This window comes from Roseateles paludis (assembly GCF_039872745.1).
Taxonomy (GTDB): Bacteria; Pseudomonadota; Gammaproteobacteria; order Burkholderiales; family Burkholderiaceae_C; genus Pelomonas; species Pelomonas paludis.
Genome location: NZ_JBDPZD010000002.1, coordinates 341,269 through 351,994 on the forward strand (window position 1 = coordinate 341,269; position 10,726 = coordinate 351,994).

The following is a 10,726-nucleotide window of genomic DNA, read 5'->3' on the forward strand; positions in this document are numbered from 1 at the left end:
CTTGAGAGGGCCGCCTGCAAATAATCTGCGGCAACCCGGCCCAAGCTTCCGATGGACACCGCCCTCCCCGCCCCCAGCACCGCGATCGCCACGGTCACGCCCACGCAAGTCGCCACGGCGTCGTCCATGGTGCCTGCCACCAGCGCGGCCGAGCTGCCCGGCTTTGCCGGCCGCCTGACCCTGTTGCCCCTGAAGCAGAAGCTGCTGCTGGCCACCGGCCTGGCGCTGCTGGTGGGGGCCGTGCTGGCCACCACGCTGTGGGCCAACCAGGGCGACTACCGGCCCCTGCACCCCGGCATGTCCGACAAGGACGCCGGCGAGGTGGTGGCCCAGCTTTCATCCTGGAACACGCCCTACCGCTTTGATGGCGCCGGCAATGTGCTGGTGCCGGCCGGCCAGTACCACGAGCTGAAGAAGAAGCTCGCCCAGGCCAACCTGCCCAAGGGCGGCAGCTCGGCCAGCGACGGCTTCGACCTGATGGACAAGACCTCCATCGGCCAGACCCAGTTCTCAGAACGCGTCAACTACCAGCGTTCGCTGCAAGGCGCCCTGGCCACGCAGTTCGCCAAGATGGTGGGCGTGGTGGACGCCAAGGTCTTCCTGCAGATGCCGCAGCAAACGGGCTTCTTCCGCGAGCAGGTCAAGCCCAGCGCCAGCGTGGTGCTGACCCTGCGCAACGGCTATGTGCTGGACCGCAGCCAGATCGCCGGCATCACCAGCACCGTGGCCAACTCCGTGGCCACCATGAACCCGCGTGACGTCAGCGTGCTCGACCAGACAGGCGCCCTGCTGTCCGAATCCAGCACCGACCTCACCTCCGGCCTCGACGGCCAGCAGCTGCGCTACAAGCGCCAGATCGAGGCTGACTACAACAAGCGCATCTTCGACCTGCTGGAGCCCGTCGTCGGGCGCGACAACCTGCGCAGCACCGTCTCAGCCGACATGGACTTCTCCCAGGTCGAGAGCACGGCCGAGGAGTACCGCCCCAACCAGGGCACCAATGCCAACGCCACCGTCCGCAGCAGCCAGACCAGCGAGCAGAACAACGCCAACCCGGCCCAGCCCACCGGCGTGCCCGGCGCGGCCAGCAACCAGCCGCCGGTGCCCGCCACCGCCCCCGTCAACGCCGCCAGCAGCCCGCTGCAAACAGCCAATGGCGGCAGCGGCAATGCCAACAGCCGGCGCGAGCAGGTCACCAACTACGAGGTCGACAAGACCGTGCGCGTGACGCGCAACGCCGTCGGCACCGTCAAGCGCCTCACGGCCGCCATCGTCGTCAACCACCGCACCACGACCGACGCCAAGGGCAAGAGCACCACCGCCGCCCTGCCCCAGGCCGAGCTGGACCGCCTGACCGACCTTGTCAAGGAAGCCATTGGCAGCAATACGGACCGGGGCGACTCGGTCAAGCTGGTCACCGCGCCCTTCATCGTCGACAAGTCCGAGCCCGTGGAAGAGCCGCTGTGGAAGCAGCCCTGGCTGATCGACTTCGCGCGCAGCGCCATCGTGCCGCTGGCCTTCGTCGCCATTGCCCTGATCGCCACCTTTGGCATGGTGCGCCCGGCCATCCGCGCAGCGGCCCCGCCGGCCCCGCCCGAGCCTGAAGAGGCCCAGCCGCAAAAACTGGACGAGATGGTCTCCGACGAAGTGGTGCTGCTGGGCGGTGGCGATGGCATCCCGCGGCTTGAAGCGCCCATCCACAGTGAAAAACTGCTCCGCGCCCGTGGCCTGGCGCGCGAAAATCCAGTCGCCGTTGCCAACATCGTGCGCGATTGGATGACCGGCGAAACCAGCTGACGGAGCCGAGCGATGGACGACAAAGGTGTTGAACAGGCCGCCATCCTGTTGATGTCCCTCGGGGAGGAAGAAGCCTCCGAGGTCTTCAAGCACCTCTCTCCCAAGGAAGTGCAGGCCCTGGGTGAGACCATGGCCAAGCTCAAGGTCGTGCGCCGCGAGCAGGTGGACGGCGCGCTGACGCGCTTCGAGTCCGTCGCGCTGGAGCAAAGCACCCTGGTGCAGGACACCGACGAGTACGTCCGCTCGGTGCTGCGCAAGGCGCTGGGCGAAGACAAGGCCAACCTGCTGCTCGACCGCATCCTGCAAGGCAGCGACGTCTCCTCCATCGAAAGCCTGAAGTGGATGGACGCGGCCTCGGTGGCCGAGCTGATCCGCAATGAGCACCCGCAGATCATTGCCACCATCCTGGCCCACCTCGACCACGACCAGTCCAGTTCGGTGCTCAAGCTCTTCAGCGAGCGCAACCGCAACGAGGTCTTGATCCGTATCGCCACGCTCGACGGCATCCAGCCCACGGCGCTCAAGGACCTCAACGAGGTCATGAGCCAGATCCTGGCCGGGGGCGAGCGCATGAAGAAGACCTCGCTGGGCGGCGCCAAGACGGCAGCTGAAATCATCAACCTGATGGGCTCCAGCGTCGAGGCCTCGACGCTCGACTACATCCGCGAGGCCGATGCCGACCTGGCCCAGAAGATCATGGACAACATGTTCACTTTCGACGATCTCAACAAGATCGACGACAAGGGCATGCAGGCCGTGCTCAAGGAAGTGCAGTCCGAAGCCCTGGTGCTGGCGCTCAAGGGCGCCTCGCCCGAGCTGCGCGAGAAGATCTTCCGCAACATGTCCACCCGCGCCGCCGAGACCCTGCGCGAAGACCTCGAATCCCGCGGCCCCGTGCGTCTGTCCGAGGTTGAGGCCGAGCAAAAGGAAATGCTCAAGATCGTCCGCCGTCTGGTCGACGAAGGCCAGATCGTGCTCGCCACCGGCGGCGACGATCAGTTCATCTGATAGGCGCTCATCGTGGTCCGACAGCCTCCAAGGCAAGTCCCTCCGCCCGAGCGGCGCAGTGAAGAGCGGCGCGCCACCTACTCGCGCTTCATCCCCGGCGAAGAGCTGCAAGGCGTGCGCACCTGGAACCCCAGCCTGCTGGGCGAAGCTGAGGCCAGTGGCTTTGCGCCCCTACGCAGCTCGGGCAGCGCCGCTGAGGCCGCCGCCCCGGCCGCCCGAGCTACCCAAGCTGCCCCCCCGCCGCCTCCGGCAGCGCCGCCCGAGCCCAGCCTGCACGAGCAATTGCACGAGGCCCGGCAGACTGGCTACCAGGACGGCTACCGCGACGGCATGGCAGCGCTCGACGCCTTCAAGCAGAGCTTTGCCCAGCAGATGTCGGCCCAGATCGGCGCCATCGCTGGCAACTTCGACGCCGAGTTCCGCGCACTCGAAGAAGACATGGCCCAGAGCGTGGCGCGCATCGCCGTCGAGCTCGCCCGCCAGGTGGTGCGCAGCGAGCTGGCCACGCGGCCCGAGCTGATCGCCCGCGTGGCGCACGATGCCGTCGAGGCCCTGCAGACCTCGGCCCGCCAGGTGCGCGTGCGCGTCCACCCCGACGACCTGGCCCTCGTCCAGCAAGGCCTGGGCGAGGAATTCGCCGCCCGCCAGGCCCTGCTGCTGCCCGACCCCGAGATCGCACGCGGTGGCGTGAAGGTGGACGCCGACATCGCCAGCGTCGATGCCAGCCTCGCCACGCGCTGGCAGCAGGCCGTGGCTGCCCTGGGCCAGTCCGACCTGTGGGAAGACCGCCGCAGCGAGGCCGAATGAGCGCCGAGCCCACGCAAGCCGACCGCAGCGAGCGCTGGCAGCAATACCTGTCTGACCTCGAAGCCGCCGTCGGCGCCAACACCGCCCAGCCGCTGGAGTGCCAGGGCAAGCTGGTGCGCGTGGCCGGCCTGGTGCTCGAAGCCACCGGCCTGCGTGTGCCGCTGGGCTCGGTCTGCCGCATCCAGATGCCGTCCAGCGGCTCGGCGCCCCAACGCGGCCTGCCGCCGGTGAACGCCGAGGTCGTCGGCTTCTCGGGTGACCGCGCCTACCTGATGCCCACCGACGAAGTGCAAGGCCTGGCCAGCGGCGCCACCGTGGTGCCACGCACCCTGCCGCCGCTGCCGCCGCAGCTGGGCCGCCCGCTGCAGCGCTGGCGCCGTGGCGAGGACCGCGGCTCCCACCTGCCCATGGGCGACGGCCTGCTCGGCCGCGTGGTGGACCCGCACGGCCACCCGCTGGACCGCAGCGGCCCGCTGGAGCACGTGCACACCGAGCCCATGCTGCGCCGCCCCATCAACGCCATGGACCGCGACCCGGTGCGCACGCCGCTCGACACCGGCGTGCGGGCCATCAATGCCCTGCTCACCGTGGGCCGTGGCCAGCGCCTCGGGCTCTTTGCCGGCACGGGCGTGGGCAAGTCGGTGCTGCTCGGGATGATGGCGCGCTACACCCAGGCCGATGTGATCGTGGTTGGCCTCATCGGCGAGCGCGGCCGCGAGGTCAAGGAGTTCATCGAGGACATCCTCGGCAGCGAAGGCCTGGCGCGCTCCGTCGTCGTGGCCGCGCCGGCCGACTCGCCGCCGCTGATGCGCCTGCAAGGCGCGCACTACGCCACCGCCATTGCCGAGCACTTCCGCGACCAAGGCCGCCATGTGCTGCTCTTGATGGACTCGCTGACCCGCTACGCGATGGCCCAGCGCGAGATCGCCCTGGCCATTGGCGAGCCGCCGGCTACCAAGGGCTACCCACCGTCTTGCTTTGCCAAGCTGCCCCAGCTCGTCGAGCGCAGCGGCAACGGCCAGGCCGGCGAGGGCTCCATCACCGCCTTCTACACGGTGCTGACCGAGGGCGATGACCCGCAGGACCCGATTGCCGACGCCGCACGCGGCATCCTCGACGGCCACATCGTGCTCTCGCGCGAGCTGGCCGAGGCCGGGCACTACCCAGCCATCGACGTCGAGCGTTCGATCTCGCGTGTGATGCCCAGTGTTGCGCCGCAAAACCAGCTCGATTCCGCGCGTCGCTTCAGGCAGTTACTGGCCAAATTCAACAAAGCCCGTGACCTGATCCAGCTCGGGGCCTATGCCCCTGGCAGCGACCCCGAACTCGATCTGGCCGTGCGACTGCACGCCGACATGAACCGACTCCTGCAGCAGGACATGCACAGTCCGGCAGGACTTCACGAATCGACGAAACAGTTGCAAAGCCTGGTCCACGGCACCTGAAGTTGGCGCTGAATCTGCCGAAGGATGGCGGATGAGGCTGGAACCGGAGTGCGCGCATGTCGGCCCCCAATTTGCAAGTGTTGACCCTGCTGCTGGAGCGTGCAGCCGCCGAGCGTGACGAGGCCGCCCAGGCCCTGCAAGGCGCGCTGGCACAGGCCAACAACGCCCGCCACCAGCACGAGCAGCTGACCAGCTACCGGCAAGAGTTCCAGCAACGCTGGACGAGCAGCTTCACCAGCCAGGCTGCCGCGATGGACATCGTGGGCTGCTACCAGTCCTTCGGCCAGCGGCTGGACCAAGCCGTCCACAGCCAGCACCACGTCAGCAGCCATGCCGACTCGCGCGTCGAGCAAGCCCGCCAGCGCCTGCTGGCCGCCGAGCTGCGCGTGGCCGGCATCCAAAAGCTCATCGAACGCCGCCAGGCCGAGCAACGCCAGGCCGCCCAGCGGCTGGAGCAACGCCACGCCGACGAATTCGCGGCCCGCGTGCACGCCAAGCAGGCCCACTCCCACCTCACCTACTGATGCCATGCTGAACCCTGCCGTTTCCCTCAGCAACCGGTCCGCCGGCGCGCAACAGCCGCCAGCGCCTTCCTCCGGCCAGCCGCCGGGCGCCCCGCCCTTCGCCCAGTTCCTGAACGAAGGCATCCACGCCAACGGACCTGACAAGGCTGCCACCCAGGCCGGCGACAAGCCCACGACACCCGAGGACGAGGCCGCCGCGTCTGCGGAGTCCCAAGGCCCGTCCGAGACCGTCACCGCCCAAGTGCGCGCCGCCCGGGCCTTGGCCCAGCGCCAGCGCACCGCACAGGCCGGCCAGCCTGGCCTGGACCGCAGCGCCGACGCCAAGGCCAAGGTGCCGGACGCGCCGCCCGCCGCCGAGGCAGACGCTGACGCGAGCACCAGCAAAGCCGCCGACGGAGATGCCGAATCGGCCAGCGCCGACGCGCGCAAGGCCAGTGATGCAGCGGCCGACCCCAGCCTTGCCGCCCAGGTCTCGCTGCCCGCCGCCAAAGCGGCCAAGCCCGAGGCCCAAGCCGCTGACGCTGGCGACAAGGCGCTGCGCAATCTGCCGCTGGCCGCCGCTGTGCAGCAGGCCCTGGCACCTGCAGCCTCCACGGCCGACACGAACGAAGCCGCCGGCGCCGACCCTCGCGCCACCAGCCGCAAGCCGCTGGGCGCCGACGCTGCGGCCACCGACGCCACCAGCACCACCCCAGAACCCAAGGCGCGCGGCACCACCGCCCGCAGCCCCGGCGTGCTGGCCGCCAACCGTGCCGCCGCCCAAGGCTCGGCGGCAGCTACCGCCAGCGACACCCGCGCCAGCACCGCCACGGCCACCCAGGCCTCTTCGCGCGACGCCCAGGGCCCGACCTTCGAGCAACTGCTGGCCATGCCGGCGCGTGGCAACCCTGCGGAGGCAGGCTCCGGCCCCTTCCGCGCCGACGCGTCCAGCGTGCCGGCGGCCGGCTTTGCGGCAGCAGTGGCGGACGCGCGCCCCGCATCCGCAACGGCCGAGACCGGCCCTGCCCTGCAAGCCCCCGTGCACAGCGCCGCCTTTGCGCCTGAGCTGGCCGAGCGCGTGACCCTGCTGGCCGTGGATGGCGTGCAGACCGCCCAACTAGAGCTGAACCCGGCCGAGATGGGCCCGGTGCAGATCGACATCGTGGTGGATGCGGGCCGGGCCGAGATCACCTTCCAGGCCGCGCAGGCCGACACCCGCCAGGCCCTGGAGCGCGCCCTGCCCGACCTGGCCGGCGCCCTGCGCGAGCAAGGGCTGACGCTGGCGGGCGGTGGCGTCTTCCAGCAAAGCCAGCAGGGCAGCCCATCCGATAGCCCAGACGACGAAGGCCGCCGCAGCGGCAACGCCGGTGTGCGCGGCACCAGCAGCCGCAGCGCCCCGGACGCCATCGACGTCGCCACCGCCGCACTCAGCCGCCGTGGCGTCGCGCCGCCGCGCGGCCTGCTCGACACATTTGCCTGAGGCTTGAGCGGAAATTGCCGCACGCGAGCGAACTTTATTGACCGCTCTACCTCAGAGGGGCCTCCCATAATGGTCCGCATCATTGGTGCAAATTTCAGGTGTCCCGCTTCTGGCGGGCACCCGCTGAGGAGTCCTTATGGCCGGCCCTGAAGCAGCAGCTGCGCCCCCCCCGGCTGCCGGGAGCGGAGGCAAGAAGAAACTGATCATCCTGATCGCCGCCGTCCTGCTGGTGGTGGTGATCGGGGGCGCCGCTGCGTTCTTCCTGCTCAAGAAAAAGCCCCCCGCCGAAGACGGCGAAGAGGGCGAAGACGCGACGCCCGCCAAGGAAGAGCCGGCCAAGAAGGACCACGCCAAGAAGGACCATCCGCCCACCTTCGTGCCGCTGGACCCCTTCACCGTCAACCTGGCGGACAAGGACGTGGACCGCTTTGCGCAGATCGGCATCAGCCTGGAGATCGAAGACCCCAAGATCGCCGACCAGCTCAAGGCCTATATGCCAGCCATCCGGGGCAACATCCTGATGCTGCTGTCGCACAAGGTCGCCGCCGACCTGCTGAGCCGCGAGGGCAAGCTGCAACTCGCCAAAGAGATCAACCGCGAAGCCGTGCGCCCGCTGGGCATCGAGCTGGACGAAGAGGCCGACACCGGCCACGGCGACGAACCCGCCAAGAAAAAGAAGAAGAAAAAGCCCGCCGTCGTCAGCCCGGTCACCGGCGTGCATTTCTCGTCCTTCATTGTTCAATAAGTCCCGACCATGTCCTCCTTCGTCAACCCTGTCGCTGAGCGCGCCGTGCCTTGTGAGGTCGCACGATGAATCAGGGCATCCTTTCCCAAGACGAAGTCGATGCACTGCTGCAAGGCATCACTGGCGAGAGCCAGAAGCTGGAGCAGGAGGAGATCGAGGAAGGTGGCATCCGCGAGTACAACCTCGCCAGCCAGGAGCGGATCGTCCGTGGGCGCATGCCCACGATGGAAATCATCAACGAACGCTTTGCGCGCAACATCCGCGTCGGGCTGTTCAACTTCATCCGCAAGAGCCCTGAAGTCGCCATCAGCGGCATCAAGGTGCAGAAGTACTCGGCCTTCCTTCGAGAAATCGTGGTGCCGACCAACTTCAACATCGTGCAGGTCAAGCCCCTGCGCGGCAGCGGCCTGATCGTTTGCGACCCGACGCTGGTCTTCGCGGTGATCGACTCGCTCTTCGGCGGCATCGGCAAGTTCCACGCGCGTATCGAAGGCCGGGACTTCTCGCCCACCGAGCAGCGCGTGATCCTGCGCCTGGTCGAGGTCATCACCGCCGAGTACGAAAAGGCCTGGAAGGGCATCTACCCGCTGCAGCTGGAGTACCAGCGCTCGGAGATGCAGCCCCAGTTCGCCAACATCGCGACGCCGAGCGAGATCGTCGTCTCGTGCGCCTTCACGCTGGAAGTGGGCGAGTCGAGCGGCTCGATCTACTTCTGCATCCCCTACTCGACGCTGGAGCCGATCCGCGACGTCCTCTACTCGACGACGCAGGGCGACTCCTCCGAGCCCGACCGGCGCTGGATCAACCTGCTCAAGCACCAGATCCAGGACGCGCAAGTGGAGCTGGTGGCCGAACTGGGCACCGCGCCCGCGACCATCGAGCAGCTGATCGCCTTCAAGCCGGGCGACTTCATTGAACTGGACCTGGAGCCCATGATCCAGGCCAAGGTGGACGGCGTGCCCGTGTTCGACTGCAACTACGGCATGTCCAACGGGCGCTATGCCCTCAAGATCGACAAGATGCTGACCGGACCCCAACAAGGCTGGCTGGCCCCGACCAATGACACCTGACGACGACACCTTCGAAGGCCCAGCCGACGACGAACAGGACGCGATGGCGGCCGAGTGGGCGGCTGCGCTCGCCGAGGCCTCTTCCGCACCCGCCGAGCCCGCCGCCACCGAGATCGCCGCGCCGGTGGAGCAGGTCTCGACACCGACCTTCACCAACTTCGCGCCCACCGGCACCAGTGGTGCGCAGGGCGACATCAACCTGATCCTGGATATCCCCGTCCAGCTGACGGTGGAGCTGGGCCGCACCCGCATCCCGATCAAGAACATCCTGCAATTGGCCCAAGGCTCGGTGGTGGAACTCGACGCCCTGGCCGGCGAGCCCATGGACGTGCTCGTCAACGGCTACCTGATCGCCCAGGGCGAAGTGGTGGTGGTGAACGACAAATTCGGTATCCGACTGACGGACATCGTCACGCCGTCGGAGCGTATGCGTCGCCTCTCGAAGGGCGCATGAACGGGCCCACCCCCTGCTGGCTGCGCCAGCCCCCTGAGAACGGAATCTAGGGGGCGCCACGGACTGACCGGCGGAGCCGGATCAGTCGTGGCCGCTGGGTAGCGCCGCGGCCTAGATTGCCCGAAATAGCCGCAGGTTTCGCCCCTTCTTGGGCGCTTCGCGGGCTCAAGCTGACGCGAAGAATGCCGAGGCATGAACGCTTCCTCGGGCTTCGTCTCCCTCCTCTGGTTCCTGGCCATCCTGGCCGTCATTCCGCTGGCGCTGTGGCTGCTCAAGCGCACGCCCATGGGCGGCGCTGGCATGGGCGGCTTGCTGCGCGTGGTGAGCAGCCTGCCGCTGTCCACCAACCAGCGCATCCTGATTGTTGAGGTGGGCCAGGGCGAGGACCGGCAGTGGCTGGTGCTGGGTGCCACGCCGCAAGGCATCTCAACCCTGCATACCTTGCCGCCGCAGGCCGAACCGCCAAGCGGTGCGGCGCTCACGCCCTTTGCACAGATGCTCGGCCGCAAGCTCGCCGGCAAGCCTGACGGAGGCGCCGATGCGCGCTAAGTGGCTCTCTTTGGCCCTGCTGTTCACGGCCGGCAGCGCCTTGGCGCAAGCCAGTGGCAGCACGCCGCCGGCCACGCTGCCGCTCTTGATCGGCCAGGGCTCCGGTGGCACCAGCTACTCGGTGCCGATCCAGACCTTGCTGTTCTTCACCGCGCTGGGCTTCCTGCCTGCGGTGCTCCTCATGATGACGGCCTTCACGCGCATCGCCATCGTGCTGTCGCTGATGCGGCAGGCGCTGGGCACGCAGTCGGCACCGCCCAACCAGGTCATCATCGGCCTGTCGCTCTTCCTGACCTTCTTCGTGATGAGCCCGACGCTGGACAAGGTCTACGCCGATGCCTGGCAACCCTACAGCGCCGGCCAGATCCAGTTTGACGAAGCCCTCAAGCGCGCCGAGGTGCCGATGCGCGGCTGGATGCTCAAGCAGACCCGCCAGAGCGACGTTGCCCTCTTTGCCCGCCTCGCCAAGCTCGATGCCAAGGTCAAGGCCGAGGACGTGCCCTTCAAGGTATTGGTGCCGGCCTTCGTGACGAGCGAGCTCAAGAGCGCGTTCCAGATCGCCTTCCTGATCTTCATCCCCTTCCTGGTCATCGACATGATCGTGGCCAGCGTGCTGATGAGCCTGGGCATGATGATGCTGTCGCCCGTGCTCGTCGCCCTGCCCTTCAAGCTGATGCTGTTCGTGCTGGCGGACGGCTGGAACCTGCTGCTCGGCTCACTGGCCGCCAGCTTCGCCTAGGAGTAGGGCCTGTTAACACTACGGAAATGGGTCGCGTTGTGACCAAAGCAGCCGCAGGCAAGGCGCAAACCGCAAGCCGGGGTAGACCCCGGCGAGGATTTGCAACGCTGGATGCGGCTGCTTTGGTCA

11 protein-coding genes are annotated in these 10,726 nt (G+C 68.1%); all 11 read left to right on the plus strand.

All coding sequences use genetic code 11. The features are described from left to right. The first annotated feature begins 51 nt into the window (after positions 1–51). The 11 genes from fliF to fliP all read left to right on the plus strand — a co-directional run bounded on the left by fliF (position 52) and on the right by fliP (position 10,597). Positions 52–1,797, plus strand: coding sequence for a flagellar basal-body MS-ring/collar protein FliF (gene fliF, locus ABDJ85_RS07455; RefSeq protein ID WP_347704140.1), 1,746 nt, complete (start codon positions 52–54; stop codon positions 1,795–1,797). 12 nt (positions 1,798–1,809) lie between these two features. Then, positions 1,810–2,805, plus strand: coding sequence for a flagellar motor switch protein FliG (fliG, locus tag ABDJ85_RS07460; RefSeq protein ID WP_347704141.1), 996 nt, complete (start codon positions 1,810–1,812; stop codon positions 2,803–2,805). A gap of 12 nt (positions 2,806–2,817) precedes the next feature. After that, positions 2,818–3,612, plus strand: a complete 795-nt coding sequence (locus tag ABDJ85_RS07465; protein WP_347704142.1) for a FliH/SctL family protein — start codon at positions 2,818–2,820, stop codon at positions 3,610–3,612. Then, positions 3,609–5,057: a flagellar protein export ATPase FliI gene (gene fliI / locus ABDJ85_RS07470; protein WP_347704143.1), complete on the plus strand. Its 1,449-nt coding sequence runs from the start codon at positions 3,609–3,611 to the stop codon at positions 5,055–5,057. Before ABDJ85_RS07465 ends, fliI begins: the two co-directional genes overlap by 4 nt. A gap of 56 nt (positions 5,058–5,113) precedes the next feature. Beyond that, positions 5,114–5,581, plus strand: coding sequence for a flagellar export protein FliJ (gene fliJ, locus ABDJ85_RS07475; protein ID WP_347704144.1), 468 nt, complete (start codon positions 5,114–5,116; stop codon positions 5,579–5,581). Positions 5,582–5,585: 4 nt separating this feature from the next. Further along, positions 5,586–7,040 (plus strand): flagellar hook-length control protein FliK, encoded by a 1,455-nt coding sequence (locus tag ABDJ85_RS07480; RefSeq protein ID WP_347704145.1) that lies wholly within the window; start codon positions 5,586–5,588, stop codon positions 7,038–7,040. Between the two features lie 136 nt (positions 7,041–7,176). After that, positions 7,177–7,785 carry a flagellar basal body-associated FliL family protein gene (locus ABDJ85_RS07485; RefSeq protein WP_347704146.1) on the plus strand — a complete coding sequence of 203 codons (609 nt, stop codon included), beginning with the start codon at positions 7,177–7,179 and terminating at the stop codon, positions 7,783–7,785. Between the two features lie 65 nt (positions 7,786–7,850). Beyond that, positions 7,851–8,855, plus strand: a complete 1,005-nt coding sequence (gene fliM / locus ABDJ85_RS07490; protein ID WP_347704147.1) for a flagellar motor switch protein FliM — start codon at positions 7,851–7,853, stop codon at positions 8,853–8,855. Beyond that, the gene (gene fliN, locus ABDJ85_RS07495) at positions 8,845–9,309 is read left to right on the plus strand and encodes a flagellar motor switch protein FliN (RefSeq protein WP_347704148.1); all 465 of its coding nucleotides are present in this window, start codon (positions 8,845–8,847) and stop codon (positions 9,307–9,309) included. The genes fliM and fliN overlap by 11 nt, the downstream gene beginning before the upstream one ends. Positions 9,310–9,501: 192 nt before the next feature. After that, the gene (locus ABDJ85_RS07500; protein ID WP_347704149.1) at positions 9,502–9,858 is read left to right on the plus strand and encodes a FliO/MopB family protein; all 357 of its coding nucleotides are present in this window, start codon (positions 9,502–9,504) and stop codon (positions 9,856–9,858) included. Beyond that, entirely contained in the window at positions 9,848–10,597 is a 750-nt protein-coding gene (gene fliP, locus ABDJ85_RS07505; protein ID WP_347704150.1) for a flagellar type III secretion system pore protein FliP, read from the plus strand. The genes ABDJ85_RS07500 and fliP overlap by 11 nt, the downstream gene beginning before the upstream one ends. Positions 10,598–10,726 lie beyond the last annotated feature (129 nt).

Bases quoted from the DNA above. Each gene is read 5' to 3' on its own strand.
- fliF (WP_347704140.1), top strand. From the start codon at position 52: ATGGACACCGCCCTCCCCGCCCCCAGCACCGCGATCGCCACGGTCACG.
- fliG (WP_347704141.1), top strand. From the start codon at position 1,810: ATGGACGACAAAGGTGTTGAACAGGCCGCCATCCTGTTGATGTCCCTC.
- fliI (WP_347704143.1), top strand. From the start codon at position 3,609: ATGAGCGCCGAGCCCACGCAAGCCGACCGCAGCGAGCGCTGGCAGCAA.
- fliJ (WP_347704144.1), top strand. From the start codon at position 5,114: ATGTCGGCCCCCAATTTGCAAGTGTTGACCCTGCTGCTGGAGCGTGCA.
- ABDJ85_RS07480 (WP_347704145.1), top strand. From the start codon at position 5,586: ATGCTGAACCCTGCCGTTTCCCTCAGCAACCGGTCCGCCGGCGCGCAA.
- ABDJ85_RS07485 (WP_347704146.1), top strand. From the start codon at position 7,177: ATGGCCGGCCCTGAAGCAGCAGCTGCGCCCCCCCCGGCTGCCGGGAGC.
- fliM (WP_347704147.1), top strand. From the start codon at position 7,851: ATGAATCAGGGCATCCTTTCCCAAGACGAAGTCGATGCACTGCTGCAA.
- fliN (WP_347704148.1), top strand. From the start codon at position 8,845: ATGACACCTGACGACGACACCTTCGAAGGCCCAGCCGACGACGAACAG.
- ABDJ85_RS07500 (WP_347704149.1), top strand. From the start codon at position 9,502: ATGAACGCTTCCTCGGGCTTCGTCTCCCTCCTCTGGTTCCTGGCCATC.
- fliP (WP_347704150.1), top strand. From the start codon at position 9,848: ATGCGCGCTAAGTGGCTCTCTTTGGCCCTGCTGTTCACGGCCGGCAGC.